Source organism: Kiloniella sp. EL199 (genome assembly GCF_900313065.1).
GTDB lineage: Bacteria > Pseudomonadota > Alphaproteobacteria > Kiloniellales > Kiloniellaceae > Kiloniella.
The window spans coordinates 95,140-114,861 of sequence record NZ_OMPU01000004.1; the positions used below are offsets into that span (position 1 = coordinate 95,140).

16 protein-coding genes and 1 tRNA gene are annotated in these 19,722 nt (G+C 45.7%); 9 read left to right on the plus strand and 8 right to left on the minus strand.

Features of this window, described 5'->3' with window-relative positions:
• Window positions 1-3: 3 nt before the first annotated feature.
• Together D9A03_RS01150 and scpA are read right to left on the minus strand one after the other, a co-directional pair.
• The gene (locus D9A03_RS01150; protein WP_120495405.1) at window positions 4-2,367 is read right to left on the minus strand and encodes a hypothetical protein; all 2,364 of its coding nucleotides are present in this window, start codon (window positions 2,365-2,367) and stop codon (window positions 4-6) included.
• 132 nt (window positions 2,368-2,499) lie between these two features.
• On the minus strand, window positions 2,500-4,644 hold the full coding sequence (gene scpA, locus D9A03_RS01155; RefSeq protein ID WP_120495406.1) for a methylmalonyl-CoA mutase: 2,145 nt from the start codon (window positions 4,642-4,644) through the stop codon (window positions 2,500-2,502).
• 299 nt (window positions 4,645-4,943) lie between these two features.
• Here scpA and D9A03_RS01160 point away from each other — a divergent pair, with 299 nt between their 5' ends.
• The gene (locus D9A03_RS01160) at window positions 4,944-5,900 is read left to right on the plus strand and encodes a YHYH protein (RefSeq protein WP_216825348.1); all 957 of its coding nucleotides are present in this window, start codon (window positions 4,944-4,946) and stop codon (window positions 5,898-5,900) included.
• Window positions 5,901-5,920: 20 nt separating this feature from the next.
• On the opposite strand, the gene D9A03_RS01165 is transcribed toward D9A03_RS01160, so the two are convergent.
• Window positions 5,921-6,805 (minus strand): TIGR01459 family HAD-type hydrolase, encoded by an 885-nt coding sequence (locus D9A03_RS01165; RefSeq protein WP_120495407.1) that lies wholly within the window; start codon window positions 6,803-6,805, stop codon window positions 5,921-5,923.
• A 138-nt stretch (window positions 6,806-6,943) separates the two neighbouring features.
• Complete coding sequence (locus tag D9A03_RS01170) at window positions 6,944-8,245, minus strand: EAL domain-containing protein (protein WP_120495408.1); 1,302 nt, start codon at window positions 8,243-8,245, stop codon at window positions 6,944-6,946.
• A gap of 132 nt (window positions 8,246-8,377) precedes the next feature.
• On the opposite strand from D9A03_RS01170, the gene arsC reads away from it, so the two are divergent.
• Window positions 8,378-8,725 carry an arsenate reductase (glutaredoxin) gene (gene arsC / locus D9A03_RS01175; protein ID WP_120495409.1) on the plus strand — a complete coding sequence of 116 codons (348 nt, stop codon included), beginning with the start codon at window positions 8,378-8,380 and terminating at the stop codon, window positions 8,723-8,725.
• A gap of 12 nt (window positions 8,726-8,737) precedes the next feature.
• On the opposite strand, the gene D9A03_RS01180 is transcribed toward arsC, so the two are convergent.
• Both D9A03_RS01180 and D9A03_RS01185 read right to left on the minus strand, forming a co-directional pair.
• Window positions 8,738-9,802 carry a quinone-dependent dihydroorotate dehydrogenase gene (locus D9A03_RS01180; RefSeq protein WP_120495410.1) on the minus strand — a complete coding sequence of 355 codons (1,065 nt, stop codon included), beginning with the start codon at window positions 9,800-9,802 and terminating at the stop codon, window positions 8,738-8,740.
• Between the two features lie 132 nt (window positions 9,803-9,934).
• Window positions 9,935-10,288, minus strand: a complete 354-nt coding sequence (locus tag D9A03_RS01185) for a DUF952 domain-containing protein (RefSeq protein ID WP_120495411.1) — start codon at window positions 10,286-10,288, stop codon at window positions 9,935-9,937.
• A 422-nt stretch (window positions 10,289-10,710) separates the two neighbouring features.
• Between D9A03_RS01185 and D9A03_RS01190 the strand changes: the two genes are divergently transcribed.
• The gene (locus D9A03_RS01190; RefSeq protein ID WP_120495412.1) at window positions 10,711-10,920 is read left to right on the plus strand and encodes a hypothetical protein; all 210 of its coding nucleotides are present in this window, start codon (window positions 10,711-10,713) and stop codon (window positions 10,918-10,920) included.
• 164 nt (window positions 10,921-11,084) lie between these two features.
• On the opposite strand, the gene D9A03_RS01195 is transcribed toward D9A03_RS01190, so the two are convergent.
• Complete coding sequence (locus D9A03_RS01195) at window positions 11,085-11,753, minus strand: pseudouridine synthase (protein WP_216825349.1); 669 nt, start codon at window positions 11,751-11,753, stop codon at window positions 11,085-11,087.
• A gap of 211 nt (window positions 11,754-11,964) precedes the next feature.
• Here D9A03_RS01195 and D9A03_RS01200 point away from each other — a divergent pair, with 211 nt between their 5' ends.
• Together D9A03_RS01200 and D9A03_RS01205 are read left to right on the plus strand one after the other, a co-directional pair.
• Window positions 11,965-12,597 carry a helix-turn-helix transcriptional regulator gene (locus tag D9A03_RS01200; protein ID WP_120495413.1) on the plus strand — a complete coding sequence of 211 codons (633 nt, stop codon included), beginning with the start codon at window positions 11,965-11,967 and terminating at the stop codon, window positions 12,595-12,597.
• A 153-nt stretch (window positions 12,598-12,750) separates the two neighbouring features.
• Window positions 12,751-13,179, plus strand: a complete 429-nt coding sequence (locus D9A03_RS01205; RefSeq protein WP_120495414.1) for a hypothetical protein — start codon at window positions 12,751-12,753, stop codon at window positions 13,177-13,179.
• 82 nt (window positions 13,180-13,261) lie between these two features.
• Here the strand turns inward: D9A03_RS01205 and D9A03_RS01210 are convergent, their stop codons facing one another.
• Window positions 13,262-14,851, minus strand: coding sequence for a lysine--tRNA ligase (locus D9A03_RS01210; RefSeq protein WP_120495415.1), 1,590 nt, complete (start codon window positions 14,849-14,851; stop codon window positions 13,262-13,264).
• A gap of 435 nt (window positions 14,852-15,286) precedes the next feature.
• Between D9A03_RS01210 and D9A03_RS01215 the strand changes: the two genes are divergently transcribed.
• The 4 genes from D9A03_RS01215 (at window position 15,287) to D9A03_RS01230 (ending at window position 19,714) form a co-directional block, all read left to right on the plus strand.
• Entirely contained in the window at window positions 15,287-18,082 is a 2,796-nt protein-coding gene (locus D9A03_RS01215; RefSeq protein WP_120495416.1) for an ATP-dependent DNA helicase, read from the plus strand.
• Between the two features lie 124 nt (window positions 18,083-18,206).
• Window positions 18,207-18,283 (plus strand) — tRNA-Pro (locus D9A03_RS01220).
• A 255-nt stretch (window positions 18,284-18,538) separates the two neighbouring features.
• A complete protein-coding gene (locus D9A03_RS01225; RefSeq protein WP_120495417.1) occupies window positions 18,539-19,165 on the plus strand; it encodes a LysE family translocator in 627 nt (208 codons plus the stop codon).
• 153 nt (window positions 19,166-19,318) lie between these two features.
• The gene (locus tag D9A03_RS01230; protein WP_120495418.1) at window positions 19,319-19,714 is read left to right on the plus strand and encodes a hypothetical protein; all 396 of its coding nucleotides are present in this window, start codon (window positions 19,319-19,321) and stop codon (window positions 19,712-19,714) included.
• Window positions 19,715-19,722 lie beyond the last annotated feature (8 nt).

Here is a 19,722-nt window from a genome sequence, read left to right on the forward strand (position 1 = left end):
TCATCACTCCATACGGCCAATAGAACGTGCCAGCAAGACATAGAGCTTTCCAACATCTGCAGTCATAAATGTTGCAGATAGAACGTCCTCGCTATCGCATTCACGGGCCTGAGACATCAGGTTATCAAATTGATCCAGATAGCGATTCACCTGATTTCTGAAGGTCTGATTTGTCTCAAAATAACGTTTAACTTCACGTGTATCGTAAAGATCTTTTTTCTTTAAAATGGACCGTGCAAAAATCGAACGGTCCCCCTTGTGATATCGTTTCCAATATTCTTCAGGCAAGTCCTCGTCCAAAATTTTATTCAAATCAATGGCCGAAGAATTGAGATCATCAATAAGAATTGTCGCGCCACGCAAGAAGGCATCGCGTTTATTCGCCGAGCGATCTTCCCTTAATTTCAGGGCCTGACGTGTCGCTTCTTCTGAGGCATGCGCCAGATCCCGGGCCTGTTGCCCAAAAGCATCTGCAAGCGACGAAACCTTACCATGTAGTTCCGTGACTTTGTTACTATCTTTCGAGAACGTCTCACTCAGTTTTTCCGCGCTTTTAAGAGCACCATCCGCTGAACCTTTCAAACTGGAGGCAGCCTTTTCAGCACGGACACCAATATCCTCAACCTGTTTCAGGGATTCTTCCGCCAAGGCGGCAAGCTTCTCTCTTTGCTGATCAACATGATCTTTCAAGGTATCTGCTGTTTGGCGCGATTCATCGGATGCCTTGCTCAATGCTTCGGTACGGGCGTCCAGCGAAGTACGAACATCTTCCAAAAGGGTACTGAAATCATCCGAAAGCGTTTTGAAGGCATCCAGTTCGTCATGAACTCCGTGACGAAGATCCTGCACGGCCTGATTAGCTGCACTTGATCCATCGGCAAGCGCCAGTGTCTGAAGTTGAAACACTTTGGCGACTTCCGTGGTATGACGCACGGCCTTATCAGCGGCAAGCTCCATAAGCCTTGTCTGATCCTTAAGTGCCTTGGATGCCTCTTCAACATTCTCCTGCGCACTTTTACTAACCTGTCCGATTTCACGGGTATGCTCGCTCAAGCCACCCATAACAACATCGGCGAGATCGCTGAGCCGTTCGGATGATTCTTCCAGACTCACAATTCCCGGGCGGATTTTTTCCGCTGCTGCCACCAAAGTATCCTGCGCTTGGGCTGTTGCCTCCGTCAATCGAGACGCTTCTTCTCGACCGGCCAGAGAAACGGCTTCGCCTAAATCCTTGGTTACGAGCGTCAGGTTATCAGCAACTTCCTTGCCGCTTTTATCAAGTTCTCCCGCCTGCACTCTGAAACGTTCGTTCATTTCTCCCGCACGTAAAGCCACGTCCGCAAAAAGCTCTCGGACTTCTTCTGCATCTTTACGCATTGCATCAGAAAGGGAGACCGCTTTGTAACCAATTTCAGCAGCAAGCTGTTCCATGGCCTGATTCTCGCCAGACAATCTTTCGCCAAGTTCCGAAACTTTAGCGCCTGCCCCTTCAAGTAGCTGCTCAACGTCTCCGATACGGTCTTTGATCAAGCCTTTGAATTTTTCACCCTCGGCATCAATTGTGTCCTGAACAAGCTTCAAGGTTTCAAGGTCTTGTTTGAGGCTCTCGCGCATGGTTTCACTGCAAACTTCTGCGGTCGTACCAGCTGCGGCCATATCCTCAGCCTGTTGCTTTAACATTTCACTGGCATCTTCAGTCCGCCCGATCGTGCGCTCAACCGCTTCGTCCAGAACATCGACAGAATCACGCAATGTCTTGCTAATCGTCTCGGCCATAACCTCACTGCGCACTCCGGAACTTTCAAGGGCCGTAACCTGCTCCTTAACCGCTTCACGTGCATTTTCAAGGCTGGAATGAATTGAATTATGGACGTCTTCGAGCGAACTTTGCTGTGTCGTCAGCGTTTCCTGAATCTGCTCTGTTTGCGAAGATGCCCGAATAGCAGCACCAGTAAGTTGCTTTGTTTGTTCTTTAAATGCGTTAATCAAACCTGTCAGGCGCTTTTCTACTTCCCCCGAAGCGCTATTCAGGCTTTCGGCCTGTTCCTGTAGCTGACGCGTGATATCTTTGACCCGAGTATTTTCTTCGTCATCGGGATAGGTGAGCTTATCCAGTTTCACAAGAAGCTTACGTGTTTCACTTGAAAGCGCCGCACCTCTGAGAATAAAAAGCAATATGGACCATAAAAGAACAAGCGGCAGTGTAATTCCAGCAAGCACTTGCCCCTGTTCCTGAGGCACCATGCTTTCTATCACATCCAAACCAACCTGATTTTTAAAATACTGGTAACAAATCCACAGCCACGCCCCTGATGCTGCCACCCCGAACAGCGCCAAAGTTCTTGTGATCCAGGTATGCCCTGACATCCCCTCACTCCCTGTTTAATCACGATTTACGATCGCCTGAGAGAGATAATAAGGCAGGAAAGTCCTATAGTCCAAGAAAGACCATTAAGATCAGAGCCTTCTTAAGCATTTTTTTTGAGACATTTTTATCAATCAGCTTCTTTTGTTCAATAAACCGATTATTTCCTGTGCAGCCAAAGGAATATTACTACCCGGCCCATACACAGCAGAAACGCCAGCTTGTTTCAGGGCATCATAATCTTGTGCAGGGATTACACCACCACAAATAACAAGAATATCATCTGCTTTCTGGCGCTTGAGTTCATCAATCAACTGTGGAACCAGCGTCTTGTGACCAGCAGCCTGTGTCGAGATGCCAATAACATGAACATCATTTTCGATAGCCTGCTGCGCTCCCTCTTCCGGAGTTTGGAAAAGAGGACCGACATCGACATCAAAACCAATATCCGCAAAGGCCGTCGCAATCACTTTTGCGCCACGGTCGTGACCATCTTGTCCCAATTTCACGACAAGCATTCTGGGACGACGACCTTCCTGCGCAGCAAAAGCTTCGACTTCCCCCTGAATTCGAGCGAAATCATCATCGCCATCGTATGCAGATCCATACACGCCGGAAATACTCCTGTTTACAGCACGGTGGCGACCATACACCTTTTCCAAAGCATCTGAAATTTCGCCAACAGTGGCTCTTAATCGTGTTGCCTGAACAGCTAAATCAAGCAAGTTGCCTGACCCATCTTCTGCGGCTTTGGTTAAGGCAGCAAGTGCTTCTTCACAGGCCTTGTTATCACGTGTCTTGCGAATTTCACTCAGACGCTCAATCTGTTGCTCTCGAACGGCCGTATTATCAATATCAAGAATCTCGATATTATCTTCTTTTTCAAGGCGATATTTATTCACACCGACTACAGTCTCTTCGCCACGGTCAATACGTGCCTGCTTCTTCGCTGCAGACTCTTCAATCCTAAGTTTTGGCATGCCGGATTCAACAGCCTTGGTCATGCCACCCATTTCTTCGACTTCGTCAATAATTTTACGAGCTTCTTCAATAAGGCTTGCGGTCAGACTTTCCACATAATAGCTGCCAGCAAGAGGATCAACGACCTTTGTTATGCCCGTTTCTTCCTGCAAAATCAGCTGCGTGTTCCGGGCTATTCGAGCGGAAAAATCTGTTGGTAATGCTACTGCTTCATCCAATGCATTGGTATGAAGAGACTGCGTTCCTCCCAAAGCAGCAGCCATAGCTTCAACGGTAGTCCGAATGACATTGTTATAAGGATCCTGCTCGGTCAAAGAGACACCCGATGTCTGGCAATGAGTCCGAAGCATTAAAGATTTTGTATCTTTGGGATCAAACATCTTTTCCATATAATGTGACCACAGAAAACGTGCGGCACGAAGCTTTGATGCCTCCATAAAAAAGTTCATGCCAATCGCAAAGAAAAAACTAAGTCGTGGCGCAAACGCATCTACATCCAGCCCCTTTGAAATCGCAGTGCGTACATATTCCAAACCATCGGCAATGGTAAAGGCAAGCTCTTGCACACAAGTAGAACCTGCTTCCTGCATATGGTAGCCGGAAATAGAGATTGAATTGAAGCGCGGCATATTCTTGGCTGTGTAGCCGATAATATCGGACACAATACGCATCGAAGGCGTCGGCGGGAAAATATAGGTGTTCCGCACCATGAACTCTTTGAGCACATCATTCTGGATTGTTCCAGACAACTGATCCGGCTTAACACCCTGTTCTTCGGCGGCAACAATATACCCCGCCAGCACTGGCAACACAGCCCCGTTCATTGTCATGGAAACAGACATTTGATCCAGCGGAATGCCGTCAAAAAGGATTTTCATATCCTCAACAGAATCAATCGCGACACCTGCTTTACCAACATCACCAACCACACGCGGATGATCAGAGTCATAGCCTCTGTGCGTCGCCAAATCGAAAGCAACAGAAAGCCCCTTTTGCCCCGCAGCAAGATTCCGGCGGTAAAAAGCATTGGACTCTTCAGCCGTGGAAAAACCTGCGTACTGCCGCACAGTCCAGGGGCGTGCGGCATACATGCTGCCCCGCGGGCCACGCAAGAACGGTGCGAACCCTGGCAAAGTCCCCATAGTACCCAGATCTTCGAGATCTTCTTCCGTATAGATAGGCTTGACCACAATACCTTCGGGAGTTTCCCAATTCAGGCTATCGCTTTTCTTGCCACGAAGTTCTTTTTCAACAAGCCCTTCCCAGTCCGCGATTGTTTTTTTGGGAAAATCAGACATTCAACGTCCCTCCTAGCTTTCAGGATCTCGCCCCGGCTTTTATTCTTATCATTGTTCTTGCCTTAGAACATCTATCCTGCTGACAGATAATCCTAAAACAGAATTTTATTGCAGCGCAATATAACCAGCTTTTTCACCACAAGTCTATGCCCTGTGAAAAGCCCAATAAAGCAAAGCCAATCCAGCAAAATTGCAGATGTGAAGTTTTTTACAAAAAATCTGCGACAGAAATCACGCGTTGTAACGTTATACTTCTACTTAATGACAGCTGCGGGGCGTGCCCCCAAGGAATGAAGAAAATGCAAAATGATCCCAATTCCCTAAATAACTCCAATCCCGAGGGATTTGATTCACATAGACTGGAGCGCCATCGTTTCATGACCATGATGGGTGTTCTACCCGCAGCGGGGTTTATAGGTATAAGCACACAAAACGTTTGGGCTGTTCATAATCAGGTCAAAATTAGTACAAGAGGTCAATACCGCTACATTTCAGCAAATGGCATCCCTGATCATCGCACAGGGAATTTTCCAAATCGTAGAAATCCCAATGCCATCCAAGCACAAAGCCATAAATTCCGGGTCCCCTTGCTGCCCAAGAAAGCTTTGCGCATAACAGATGTGGAATTCAGCAGTTTTGGTGTCGCAATAAACGGTGTTCCGTTCGATCCAGCTGCAAATGAATTTTGGCGCCGAGATCGGCATTCTGGATGGCGTTACGAAGCAATGTCCGGGAAAATCGATCTGGGACTGGATAAAAACAATGCACATGTTCAACCAAATGGCGCCTATCACTATCACGGCTTACCAACTGGCTTGATACGAAATTGGTCAGACAATCAGCATTCATCCCTTATCGGCTATGCCGCTGATGGTTTTCCCATATACGTTCTGTACGGCCATAAAGATCCGACACAACCACAGAGTATCATTATCCCGTTAGCATCCAGCTATAAACTAAAAACGGGTACTCGTAATGGAGGGCCCGGAGGTCAGCATGATGGCAGTTTTGTTCAGGATTACGAGTACCAACCCGGCCTTGGGGATCTGGACGAATGCAATGGACGTTTTTGTGTGACACCAGAATATCCTGAAGGCATCTATGCCTACTTCTTAACCAGTGAATACCCTTTCATCCCGCGCAAGTTTAAAGGCACTCCAGATAAAAGCTTTAAAAAAAGAAGAGCCGGTCCCGGAAACCAACGCCCCAGAAATCATTTAGGGTCAAAATCGGGCAAAAAACCACCCAGACCCTGAACAAGAATTAATTCGTCATCTTACCATTTAAAAATAGGCATTGCAGCAACCGGGTATTGACCATAACGATTGCATAAACCGACAAGCTTCAACATATCAGTTGGCGAGTTCAAGCCATTGAGATCTTCAGCATGAATACCACCTGCAATGAACAAGCCGTGAATACTTGCAGCATTGGCCCCTGCAATATCAGTGCGCAAAGAATCCCCCACAGCAAGAACACGTGACCCGTCCTCAATGCCAACGAGCTTCATGCATTCCTTGTAGATATCCTGATAGGGCTTACCGTGGTACTGTACTTCTCCGCCCATATCTTCGTAATGATGAGCCACAGCACCGGCACAAAGTTCGCGCTTGCCCCCCCGGATTACTTCCAGATCAGGATTGGCGCAAACCATCGGCAAGTTACGTTCAAGCGCAGGCTCTAGCAGATAGTCGTACCGCTCGACTTTATCCTCTGGATCCCAAATCCCGGTCAGCATAATGAAATCGGCATGATTGATGTCATCAACAAAAGTAAAATCCAGACCTTCTTTCATGCCAAGATCTCTCTCGGGGCCAATCAGGAAAGCATTTTGTCCCAGCCTCTGGTAAAAAGGCAGTATCCGTTCTTTTAGATTTCGCCAGGTAACTTCACCTGATGAAAGAACAGCATCGGCAAGATTCCGGGCAACCCCCAGCTCTTCATTTCGAACGGTCACAGATTCAGCACGTCTGGGCGCATTGGACAAAATAACGATCCTTTTTCCAGCTTCTCTTATTTTCTGCAGTGCATTCACAGCCTCGGGAAAAGCTTCGAGACCATCATGCATCACCCCCCACAAATCGATAACAAACCCATCATAATTATCAATGATTTCGGAAACCCCTGATAACAGCGGGATCGTACGAGGTGTGGTTGACATAAAAACTTCCTACAAGATATCTGATCTAAAGATTAGTGAAGATCCTTGTGCCACAAGCGTCATGGCTTGCAAAGCTTTAGTCGCCACTTCAGCAAGATGACTTTAGTTTGTACCTAAATGTTTTGGAGAAAACTTAGCTTACGGCTTGGCGGGTCTGGGTTCTCCAAAAAGATACCCCTGGCCATAGGCAACATCCTGATCAAGAACCTGCACAAGGGCATCTTCGGTTTCGATTTTTTCGACAACCAGTTCTATCGGCAAACTTCTTAAATCATTCAGGAATTTTTGGGTTTTGCCTCTGTCCTCAGAAAAGAGCCAACCCTCGAACTTGAGGAAACGAACCCGCCCCGCGGCCAGAGCTTTTAAATCCATATCCAGTGTTCCCACTCGATCAAGTGAAAGCCGACAGCCATGCCCCATCAGCCGCTCTAAACTTAATAACTCACTAGCTTTTAAGTTCAAAAACTCATCTTGTGCGACTTCGATGATCAAATGCGGGGCAATTTCAATATTTCCGCGCACAAAATCGACAAAATCATCGAAAAAATCCTGATCCTTTAAGGTGTGAGATGATAAATTAACAAAGAAAGAAACATCTTCTCCAGAACGAAGAATTTTTCGAATGATCTGCACACAGCGAAATAGAAGCATATTATCAATCGCTGTAATCAACCCCGCGCGCGTAGCAATAGAAACATACTGCCCCGGCTCAATGACCTGACCATTCGAAGTTCTCAGACGGGAAAAACACTCATAGAATTTTCTTTTGCGCTGAGGCAACGCAACAACCGGCTGCAAAAACATATCAATTCGATCATCACGTAAGGAGCGCCTTACAATTGATAATACTTCCGTTTCACTCAGATCACTTAAAACAGAAACTTCTTCTTTTGCTGTTTCTGTTTTTTGTCTCGCACTCATAGATCGCTCATTTCTGAAGTCATCCAGAAAGTCGCTTTTTACAACCTGTTGCTTTTGTCGAGTGTTTTCCTTTTTTTCGGGCTCTTGAAACTGAGAACTTTCTTCATCATCAAACAACCCGAGAAAAGGATCCGTTAATCTCGGCATGAGGGTTTTGAGAAGATTAACCTCGGACAGGGCATCATTAATAATATTTTGCTCTTCACTTAGTTTACTGGATTGACCTGCGGCCTCAAAAGCTTCGGCCATTCCTTTTATCTCTCTGCGGGTCCAGGAAATGCGATCTCTTAAAACAGCTTGGTTGTGGTGAAGCGTTTCAAGCTTTGCCGTTGTGTCCTCATCATTCCCCCGACGCGTAATAATTTCATGAAGCACGACGCCAGCCAGAAAAATCCACAAACCCAGCAACATGGCCCCACCTGTTTGCAGGTCAGGAATATAATTAGGCCCAAAAAGAACAGCGATAAGCGCGAGGCCACAATATATTGTGATAAAGAACAAGTGGTGTAGTAGAGGCATAAATTTTATTTCGATTAGATATAACGAATAAGATAATCAATGACACAAGGTTCTTGAGAGACACTTAACAAAGCACTCATAATCTGACAGATTTCAAATATCTTTTCCAACTATATAGATGGTCTACCTGACATGATGGTTAAAATCCTTCACAATTCCCGTTGCAGCAAATCTCGTGAAACTCTGAAAATTATTGAAGAACAAGGACACGAAGTGGCAGTTGTTGAATATCTTAAAGGCGCGGTCACTGAAAACCAGCTGACAGATATTTTAAAACAGCTTGAGATGAACCCACGTGACCTCATGAGAAAAGGTGAAAAAATTTATAAAGAACTTAATCTTTCGGATACCACTTTAAACAACGAAGATCTTGTAAAAGCCATGATAAAGCATCCGATCCTTATTGAACGCCCGATTGTCGTCAGCTCTAGGGGTGTCAGAATTGGCAGACCGCCTGAATCTGTATTGGAAATCCTGTGAGACAAGAAAAATTTATCTGTGGTCTGCGCCGACGGCTTCGGGCACAGAACCAAAACCATCTTGCTGCAACAAGACAATCAACTCGTTAAGGATCTGGGGGATAAGAGGCGGTCCGGCATAAACCAAGGCAGAGTACAGTTGTACCAATGAAGCTCCTGCCCTTATTTTTGCATAGGCTTGTCTACCACTGGCGACACCACCAACACCGATTAAAGGAATTTTGCCCTTTGTTAATCGGTACATATCCCCCAAAACTTCTGTAGAGGCTTCAAAAAGCGGCGCGCCACTCAAGCCACCAATCTCGGTACGATGTTCACTTCTGAGGCTTTCAGGACGCTCAATTGTTGTATTTGTAATCGTCAGACCATCCAGAGAAAGATCCAGTGCAACCGATGCAATGTCCTGTTTATCTTCTACAGTTAGATCAGGTGCAATTTTCAAGACAAGTGGCGGAGCCTTATCACCAAGTGTCTCAGCCAACACCTCTTGCACTCCGGCAATCAAAACTTCAAGTTCCTCTCGCCCCTGAAGAGCTCTCAATCCCGGTGTATTAGGTGAAGAGACATTAATCACCATATAATCAGCATAAGGTGCTAATTTACGGGCACCCTTTTGATAGTCATCAAGAGCAACTTCAGTCGCTTTGTTTTTCCCGAGGTTAACCCCGAGCAATCCGGAAAGTTTCTTCTGGCGAAGCTGCGCTAGCTTTTCTTCAGCAGCCTCCATTCCCCCGTTATTGAATCCCATACGATTAATAACGGCTTGATCTTCAGACAAGCGAAATACGCGCGGTTTCGGATTACCCGGTTGGGCCAGAGGAGTAATAGAACCAACTTCGGTAAATCCCAGCCCCTGATCAAGCATCGGTTCGACTGCGTCAACGTTTTTATCAAAGCCTGCAGCCAGCCCCAAAGGATTAGAAAACTCAAGACCCCATAGGCTGGTTTTAAGAATTGGATCAGCAATAGCTTTTTGCGATGGGGCAAGCCCATACTTAAGACACCACAAAGTAAAGTTATGCGCTCTCTCAGGCGACAAGAGGCGGACACAAGGACCAATGATATCAAAGCTGTTCACAAAATACTCCTGCGATCATATTTAACCTGCAACGCAGAGGGAAGTACCATAGCTATCTCTTCGCCGCCACCCTTTGATACAATCACAGTCCTGAAACATCAGCCTCGACAATATATCCAACATTAATGCAAATTATTTCCGCAACCAGTCGGGAAAAGCATGTGTCCCATCATCTGTAAGAGTTAATGCAGCTGTTCTTGTAACGGCAGTTAACGGCAAATCACTATATAAATGAGGGAAAAGCGCTCCTCCTCTGGAAGGTTCCCATTTCAACGCCTCGCCGAGTAAGGCCGTATCAACCTCCAGCAAAACAAGTTCATCCTGACCTGCACGATGTTTCGCAACTGAGCCGTGAACCTGGCCGCGTCCAGAAAAATGAATAAAACCATCCGCTTTATCTTGTGAAGAGCCTGAATAGGTTCCCGCGTCTTGCGCCGCGGACCATTCTTCAAATTTGCAGACGTGATATATATATCTTTCAGTCATGACATTATCTTCTTTTTCGAATCATACAATCGCAAAAAGCATTGCATTTTGCAAAAAACAATGCATCTCATTTACTGCAAAATGCAACACTCGTACCATTATAACAACTTATAATTTCATTCGACTCAAGCTAAAACCCGCAGTTTATAAAGGATTTTAGTCAATCTTAAGTCGTGAAAACAAACAGAAACACCACCTGATACCTTTACATTCCGCAGAAACCCTCATTTTTTGCAAAATATCTTCAGTAGCACCTCGAAACCAAACAACCTCTTTTGATTTTTATTCCATTTAAAATCAATATTTTAGCAACAAAAAATATTTAAAATTACAAAAATAAAACAAACTGGCACGCTCTCTGCAATACTCCCTGTCAGGAAGTCTATTGCGAGCTAGACATCCTAGTATAAAGGAGAAAACCCATGGCATACCAAAACATGACAGCGAGCACTATCGGCAGCAGAGCATTGGCAACTGCTCTAGACGCCGTATCAGCCATGGGACAGTCTGATCGTTCAATGATTTCGGCTTCTCCAAACACAGCGATTTACAATGTAGGATCGCAACAAAACGACCTGGGCGAAGAAAATATTCGGCAACTCTTCGTTTCTATGGTTGAGGCAGAACAGTAACCCCCTCACGTTCTCAATCATCCAGGTCGCTAAAGGACTGTCTTTAGCCTGTGAAAGACAGCCTAATGGCGGGAAGGTAACTTCCCGCCATTTCTTTTTCCCAACATACAAATATTCCTATAAGAAAAACAATCTAACGTTCACAAAAAACTCGACACACATTATTATAAAATGTCCTTAGCAGAGACAATCTTCCATTCACCGGGTTGCATGTTTCCAAGCTTTAGTTTGCCAATCGATTCACGAACCAACCGCAATGTCGGGAAACCGACCGCAGCCGTCATTCTCTTTACCTGACGGTTTTTACCTTCGGTTAAAGAAATTCGTATCCAGGCTGTTGGTATGTTCTTTCGTTCCCGGATAGGTGGCGTTCTGGGTGGTAACTTCGGCTTAAACTTCAGCAGTTCAACCTGACAAGGCTTTGTTTTATATCCCTTGATAACCACTCCGCTTTTTAGCTGCGACAATGCTTCTTCATTCGGAATATTTTCCACCTGTACAAGATAACTACGCTGGTGACCATTTCTGGGATGAATAAGACGATCAATAAAGGGACCATCGTTACTTAAGAGCAATAAACCTTCACTGTCTTTATCCAAACGTCCTGCAGCATACACCCCACGTGGCAAATCAATTTCACGAAGAGTCCGTTGCCCTACCTCGCCCGTAAACTGACTCAAAACATTATAAGGTTTATACAAAGCAACATACGTGAAAGCAGATTGAAGATCGCTATCTTTTCTGACACCGGAAGCCTCTCTCCTTATTTTCCTCATGGAAAATTTAGACGAGGCATTCTTGCCAGAATACATACTTTCTTTTTTTTGAACCATGACAATTATCTAACGCATCAAAAGTTTTCAGTCACGCTCCATTTAAACGTTGCCTCAGATTCTACACTTGCAATTACACACTTCCGGGTATCAGAAAGACCAAAAGTGTCAAATATAAGTTTTTGATCCTATTTTCTGTAAAATCGAGGTATAATTCCCATAGAGTACTGGTGCCACGTTATATAACAACAATTAAACAGGTGACCGTACAATGCTTAAACATGCAGACATATGGCGTGCAATTGACAGTTTAGCCGTACAGAACTCGTTATCACCATCGGGCCTAGCACGGAAAGCAGGCTTGGATCCAACAACTTTCAATAAAAGTAAACGGGTCACCCCCAAAGACAAACAGCGGTGGCCCAGCACAGAATCTATCGCCAAAATTCTTGACGCAACAAATTCAACTTTGGCTGAGTTTGTTAATCTGGTCGGGGAAGAAAGCGCTGGCCTCTTAGCCAAGAAAATCCCTGTTCAGGATTTAATTCAGGCATCTTCAATGGGACAATTTGATCATAATGGCCATCCCGTCGGAGAAACATGGGACGAAGCCCTCTTTGCCCGTGTAGATGACACAAACGCATTTGGTTTGGAAATTACAGGCAATAGCTATCATCCAGTGTACAATGATGGCGATTTATTAATCATTTCACCAAATGCTGATCTGAGACGGGGTGACAGAATTGCCTTAATGACAATGAACCATGAAATCCTGCTCAAAGAACTCGTCAGGAACAGCCCGCTCAGAGCTGAATTGAAAGGTTTTGCAACATCACACCAGGATATAACGATCATGACACAGGATATTATCTGGATTGCACGCATTATCTGGGCCAGCCAGTAAAGGACTTTCCCAAACAGGCTACCCTCGGATTTAACCAAGTGTAAGTCATGATTTTTACCTTTTTTAAAGGCTTTAGCGTCATATTAATGTAACAAGCGATGCCTTTATTTGTCGCTTAAAGCGTATAGTTAACACAATTTAGAGGCACGCAGTATGGCTAAACTGGACATGGATGGTCCCCACAAGCTGGAAGAGAAGGTTATTCTCAAAGAGATAACCCAACCAATGCCCGGTTCCTTTGCACTTGGACACCTCGGTGCCGATAGAAGCTTTGAAGTCCTGTATGTAGGCTATGCAGAAAAAACCGTCCAGGAAACACTGCTTCACTGTCTGAAAAAACGCATTGGACAAAGTGGTCTAATGGGAAAGCTGACTGGCAAAAACCAGATTAATGCCTTTAAATACAGTTACGCAAACTCACTGGAAGCTTGCTTCCAGAAGACCTGCAAAAATTTCCATGACTTTGGCGGCTCTAAAAAATTGAACAATAAAAGCCATCCAAAACCTCCCAAAGGGTTTGATTGGGTTTGCAACAGATGCACAGAAGAACTGACCGCCAACTTTAAAGTCAAGGCTGGATAACCCTCTAATTTTACTTGTAAAAAGTTACTAAAGACAAACGCTCTTGAACAAAAAAACGTGATCACTGTTTATGCTGTATATTCTACACTTCTGCTGACAAATCTTCTCCGGCTAAAGCTCGTTCAATCAGCTTTATACTCTCATCAAGGCCATAAAGCGCAAAGAAAGTACCCATTCGTGGGCCCTGAGATTGGCCAAGCAAGACTTCATATAGGCATTTGAACCAATCACGCAGGTTATCAAACTCGTGCTCTTTACCAATAGTGTAAACTTCCGTTTGAATATCCTCTGCACGTGTACCAACAGGAAGCCCTTTCAAAACCAACAGAAGATCGTTCAAAGCTTTGACTTCTTTACCTTCTGGTGCGCGATATTGAAGCTTTGGCTTCACAAAATCCTGATAATAACGGACAGCAAAACCAACCAGTTTATCCAGGAAGGGTGTACTTTCCGGCGAAGCTTCGGGTGCATACTGTTTAATAAATCCCCAAAGGCGATCCGCATCATTCGCGTTACAAACACTTGCTAGGTTCAGTAAGATCCCAAATGAAAGCGATGTCTGTTCAGACGGCACATTCCCTGTGTGAATATGCCAGGCCGGGTTCTCAAAAAGCTTGCTTTCGTCCTGCTCATCGACTTTCCCCTTGAAAGTCAGATAGTCATCAACAGTACGCGGGATAATATCGAAATAGAGCTTCTTTGCCGTCCTTGGTTTGTTATACATGAACAAGGCCAGGCTTTCCTGTGGCGCATATGTCAGCCACTCTTCCATTGAAAGGCCGTTACCTTTGGATTTGGAAATTTTTTGCCCCTGCTCGTCCAGGAAAAGCTCGTAGGTAAAAGTCTCAGGTCCCTTGCATCCCAAAACTTTTTGAATCTTTTTACCCAACTTGACTGAATCAATCAGGTCTTTGCCTGACATTTCATAATCTACATCCAGTGCATATTGACGCATTGCCCAGTCAGGCTTCCATTGAAGCTTGCAATTTCCACCGATAATCGGAACTTCAATCAGATCGCCACCTTCGTCGCGGAAAGAAATTGTTCCTGCATCCACATTGGTTTCCTCAACTGGTACCTGAAGGACTTTTCCAGTCTTGGGACAAATGGGCATAAAGGGACTGTAAGTCGCCTGACGCTCTTTGCCCAAAGTCGGTAGCATCACATCCATGATCTTGTCGTAGTTAATCAGAATTTCCAATAGTGCCTTATCAAATTGGCCTGACTGATAAACTTCTGTGGCAGATAGAAAATCATACTGGAAGCCGAAACTGTCCAGGAATTGTCTAAGACGGGCATTATTATGATGCCCCAGGCTTTCATACTCGCCAAAAGGATCTGGCACTTTTGAAAGAGGCTGCCCGATGTTCGCTGCCAGCATGTCTTTGTTAGGCAGATTATCTGGTACTTTACGGAAGCCATCCAAATCATCAGAAAAACAGAAAAGTTTGGTCGGGATATCGCTCAACTGTTCAAAAGCATTCCGCACCATCGTTGTGCGGGCTACCTCGCCAAAAGTTCCAATATGAGGCAATCCCGAGGGGCCATAGCCTGTCTGGAAAAGTACATAACCCTTCTCTGGTATCTTCCCACCGATACGAGCCAATACTTTGCGCGCTTCTTCAAACGGCCATGCTTTCGCCTGCATAGCAAGTTCCCGGTGGTTAGACATCGTTTTAATCCCTCAAGGGTGTATATGTTAATTTAATGAAAGTCGCTCTGACGCCATTTAGTGACATGTCAGTGACGGGGAAATTAGGCGCAGGAAAGCCCCGCGTCAACTATAGTCGTTTAACTTAATTTTTATTCACTGCGTGAAGAGAGAAGTGTAGATAGCCTACACGAATAATAAAACAATCAACGGGATCTCGGTGAATAAGAGCTAAGTTGAACGATTATAAAAGCTGTAGCAAAGGATGATACTTCATGAATTCCAACAAATGTTCGCCGCTTGTTCTTTTTCAATAGCCATTATCGACACCCCCTTTTATAAGAAGATTAAGAAAGCCGTCTTCAGCCGTTAAGGTGGCTCGAACAAATTTAGCTAGAGCATAAATCTTACGAAATACTAAAGCGAGATAAAACACCAAAAAATGACACCCAAGATATGACATCGGAACCCCCAGCAGCAAAACAGACCACGACTAGCCAAGCCGAGGCAATCATGATGCCGAAAGCTCCTTTGCTGTTGTCCGGATTGCGATTTTCTGTCTGGATCAGCCCAGATGGCGAAGTCGAAAGACTACCTAACACAGAGGCTGCTCGTCGTGTCACTCTTGAACCGCCAATGGTTTGCCACGCCAAATCCACAGCACAAAGACTGGGAATAGATCCTTTTCAATCCTATGATGTTCTTGAGCTAATCGCTTTTGTACGCCCCGCAGCGGCCTGCACACCAACTCCTCGGGGGCTCGCAGCCTTTATAGGCGCACCGGAACCCTCATCAATCGAAGCGGCAGCAATACTTCTTCATCAAACATCCGAACTTCTTTTACGTGAACAGGCATCCAAGGGCAGGCAATATGATCCTTACGCTGCGGACATTGCCAGAACAATGATGATGGCAGGATGGCTTTGGGGGCCAGCGATTCTATCTGCTATGCAGGAAGAAAATCTGCATTCGCCAGCCTTAAAACCCGGTCGTGGTTTACGTGTATGGGAACGCCTTGAAGAATGGAGCGATCACGCCCCCGAAGATCCACCGAGACACCAATCTGTTAAGCCAGAAGAAGCAAGGCGCCGCCTCTCTGAACTACTTGGCGATGATGCAGAAATTCGCCCGCAACAGGTTGATTATTCTGCCGCCGTTTCCAGTGCCTTTGCCCCCAGAGATGTTTCAGGAGAACCCAATATTGTCTTGGCAGAAGCAGGAACTGGCATCGGCAAAACCTTGGGTTACATTGCACCTGCAAGTGTCTGGTCCGAAAAAAATGGTACACCGATCTGGATATCTACCTTTACACGAAACTTGCAAACTCAGATCGACAGCGAGTTAAACAGGCTTTTTCCGGAACGACGCGAGAAATCAAAACGCGTAGTTATACGCAAAGGTCGCGAAAATTACCTTTGCCTTCTGAATCTCGAAGAAGCCACTCAGGCTCTCATGACCAAACCACACGATGCCATTGCCATTGGCCTGATGGCCAGATGGGCTTCACGCAGTAGAAATGGAGACATGGTCGGGGGAGATTTCCCCGGTTGGCTCGCAGATTTGGTTGGAAAAAACAAGTCTCTCGGCCTGACTGACAGGCGCGGCGAATGTATCTATTCCGGTTGTCCACACTACAGCCGCTGCTATATCGAACGTAATATTCGCAAAGCCAAACGGGCAAATATCGTTGTTGCTAACCATGCACTGGTCATGATTCAAGCTGCCCTGGGCGGGGGACGTGATGAAGGATCTCTTCCCAGTCATTACGTTTTCGACGAGGGTCATCATCTCTTTGACGCTGCCGATAGTGCCTTTTCGGCTCACCTCACAGCTCAGGAAAGCCAAGAATTACGCAGATGGATTACTGGTGTAGAAACGGGTTCATCCCGCTCTGCCAGTCGGGCTCGTGGACTGAAAAAGCGACTGGAAGATTTGATTGCTTCGGATGACAGGACTCGCGATCTTGTAAACGAAACGGTACAGGCAGCAAGGCATCTTACAGGGGACGGGTGGGTCAATCGCATGGAAGATAACCTTCCCTCTGGCCCGATGGAAACGTTTCTTTGTCATCTAAGAGAGCAAGTTTATGCGCGCACTGACCATGAAAACTCTCCCTATAGTCTCGAAACTGAAACCAAACCGGCCATTCCCGGCCTCATAGAATCAGCGGTTGAATTACGCTCTGCACTCGAAGAGCTTCTGGAACCAATTAAGAATCTGTGCCGACGCCTGGAACAACGTCTTGATAATGAAGCAGACGAGTTAGACAGCGACACCCGCCGACGGATTGAGGCCGCTTGTAAAAGCCTTGAACAACGTGGCAGTAATCAGGTTCAGGCATGGATTGCGATGCTCAGTGCGCTGGAAGAAGAGATCCCAGAGGATTTCACGGATTGGCTTTCCGTTGAACGCGCTGGCGGTAAAGATCTGGATGTTGGCTTGCACAGACACTGGATTGACCCCACAAAACCGCTGGCGAATACTTTGTTGTCTCAGGCTCATGGCACGGTCATAACATCAGCAACCCTTACAGAAGGGAGTGGTAATGAAGAAGGGGACTGGATCGGCGCTGAACGCCGAAGTGGTGCGTCTTTCGTTCCCGGCATACCCACACGAGCTCGCTTCAAATCGCCTTATGATTACGTAAACCAAACCCGCGTCTTTATCGTCAACGATGTTCGCAAAGACGACATGGATCAGGTTGCAGCCGCCTATCGAGAACTTTTCCTCGCCTCCCAAGGTGGAGCTTTGGGCCTGTTCACTGCCATATCCCGTCTCAGATCTGTTCATCAAAAAATGGGGCCAGAACTCGACAGAGCTGGTTTGACTCTCTACAGCCAACATGTCGACAATCTGGACACCTCAACACTCATTGATATTTTCAGGGCAGAAAGAAACTCGTCCCTATTAGGAACCGATGCAGTTCGTGATGGCGTAGATGTACCTGGCGATTCGCTGCGCCTGATTGTCTTTGACCGTGTTCCTTGGCCACGGCCAACAATTCAACACCGTGCTCGTAAAGAGCATTTTGGTGGTAATCGCTATAATGACAGCCAGACAAGACTTAAGCTTAAGCAGGCATATGGGCGCTTGATCAGGCGCGAAAACGACCGTGGTATATTCGTCCTTCTGGATCCCATGATGCCAACAAGACTCCAAAATGCTTTCCCTGAAGGTGTGTCGATACAAAAAACAGGATTAGCAGACACCATTTCCCAAATTCGAACGTTCTTCAATACATCCTCTAGATAACCAGAAAACATACCATCTTGGCCTGCAAAAACTGAGACCAGGTCCTTCATTTCATCCCAACGTGGAAATTTCTGTTTTTTTTGCTTGCAAAAGCAAAATAGGAAGAATAAACCTCACTCCGGATCGGGGAGTAGCGCAGCCTGGTAGCGCATCTGGTTTGGGACCAGAGGGTCGGAGGTTCGAATCCTCTCTCCCCGACCAGTTATTCCAAAAGGAATGATTGACCACAAAGACCGCCTTCGAGCGGTCTTTTGTCATTTTTGATCATCCATTTCCACAAAATAAGATCCAAGTATTTATAAGATCCAAGTATTTTGCCTGATAAATCCTTACAGCATTCTCTCCCAAGCTCATTGTAACATTACAATGTCGAGCATTTAATTCTTTCACTATACGCCACGCACTATCCTGATTAGGCTCTTGATCTGTTGATTACTTCCATTTTGGAGCCTGATAATGTCGCTAGATCTATTACTACTGTTTATTCCCGCGGCCTTTGCAATCAATGTTTTGCCTGGCCCTAACAATATGCTCGCCATGACAAATGGCCTGCGCTACGGGTTGTTTGATGCAATGAAAGGCGGGCTAGGTCGCCTGGTTGCTTTTGTCATCCTTATTGTCCTCACCACCACAGGCTTAGGGGCCATTCTCGCGGCGTCAACGACAGCCTTTTACGTTCTGAAAATCGGCGGCGCCATCTATCTTGTTTATCTTGGCATTCGTTTGTGGCGTTCTAAAACAGAAGATATTGGAAACATTGATGAACTTCAGAGATTTAAAATCTCTACCTATGCCATTATTCGACAGGAATTCCTGGTTGCAATCAGCAACCCCAAGGCGATTTTAGTCTTCACCGCGTTCTTCCCTCAGTTCATTGACCCCGTCCTTCCGATGTTGCCACAGTTTGCAACAATGGGGGTAACCTTTGTTGTTCTCGAGATTATTGCTCTGTTCCTCTATGCCATTTCCGGTAAACAACTTGCTTTCCTAACCAGAACTCAAAAAGGTCAACGAATGATGAACCGGACTAGCGGATCATTCCTCATTGCAGCTGGCGGCCTTCTTGCCACATCCAGTAAATAAAATTCCCTCTGCGTACCTTAGAAAATGCCAGAATAATCCGGCATTTTCTAATTTGGGACAATTTATTTTCACATTCAGGGAATAAAATCAGCGCTGAAGTGTCTTCTATCTACACCAATATTCTTAAATTTTTGAAATAAGGAAATAAAGACAATGAAGACAGCGTTAAAAATAATCCTCGCGACAACTACTCTTATAATGGCTTCTCCTCTTGCCGTATCTGCAGAAGATCTGGAAGGTGTCGTCACCATCAGCGAAACATCTCTAGGTAAAATCCTCGTCAACACTTCAGGAATGACACTTTATTCCTTTGATAAGGATTCAGAGGGAAAGTCAGCCTGTAATGGTGGTTGCGCAAAGGCTTGGCCCCCGCTTTTGGCTTCCTCCTCTACCGCGGAAAAAGGAAATTACACAAAAATCACACGTGATGATGGCGCGCAACAATGGGCATATAAAGGGATGCCACTTTATGGCTGGGTCAAAGACAAAAAGCCCGGCGATGTGACCGGAGATAAATTCAAGGGCGTCTGGCACATTGTAAAACCTTAATGCCACTA

Coding starts and splice junctions, on each gene's coding strand:
- D9A03_RS01150 (WP_120495405.1), bottom strand. CDS start 2,367: ATGTCAGGGCATACCTGGATCACAAGAACTTTGGCGCTGTTCGGGGTG.
- scpA (WP_120495406.1), bottom strand. CDS start 4,644: ATGTCTGATTTTCCCAAAAAAACAATCGCGGACTGGGAAGGGCTTGTT.
- D9A03_RS01160 (WP_216825348.1), top strand. CDS start 4,944: ATGCAAAATGATCCCAATTCCCTAAATAACTCCAATCCCGAGGGATTT.
- D9A03_RS01165 (WP_120495407.1), bottom strand. CDS start 6,805: ATGTCAACCACACCTCGTACGATCCCGCTGTTATCAGGGGTTTCCGAA.
- D9A03_RS01170 (WP_120495408.1), bottom strand. CDS start 8,245: ATGCCTCTACTACACCACTTGTTCTTTATCACAATATATTGTGGCCTC.
- arsC (WP_120495409.1), top strand. CDS start 8,378: ATGATGGTTAAAATCCTTCACAATTCCCGTTGCAGCAAATCTCGTGAA.
- D9A03_RS01185 (WP_120495411.1), bottom strand. CDS start 10,288: ATGACTGAAAGATATATATATCACGTCTGCAAATTTGAAGAATGGTCC.
- D9A03_RS01190 (WP_120495412.1), top strand. CDS start 10,711: ATGGCATACCAAAACATGACAGCGAGCACTATCGGCAGCAGAGCATTG.
- D9A03_RS01195 (WP_216825349.1), bottom strand. CDS start 11,753: ATGGTTCAAAAAAAAGAAAGTATGTATTCTGGCAAGAATGCCTCGTCT.
- D9A03_RS01200 (WP_120495413.1), top strand. CDS start 11,965: ATGCTTAAACATGCAGACATATGGCGTGCAATTGACAGTTTAGCCGTA.
- D9A03_RS01205 (WP_120495414.1), top strand. CDS start 12,751: ATGGCTAAACTGGACATGGATGGTCCCCACAAGCTGGAAGAGAAGGTT.
- D9A03_RS01210 (WP_120495415.1), bottom strand. CDS start 14,851: ATGTCTAACCACCGGGAACTTGCTATGCAGGCGAAAGCATGGCCGTTT.
- D9A03_RS01215 (WP_120495416.1), top strand. CDS start 15,287: ATGACATCGGAACCCCCAGCAGCAAAACAGACCACGACTAGCCAAGCC.
- D9A03_RS01225 (WP_120495417.1), top strand. CDS start 18,539: ATGTCGCTAGATCTATTACTACTGTTTATTCCCGCGGCCTTTGCAATC.
- D9A03_RS01230 (WP_120495418.1), top strand. CDS start 19,319: ATGAAGACAGCGTTAAAAATAATCCTCGCGACAACTACTCTTATAATG.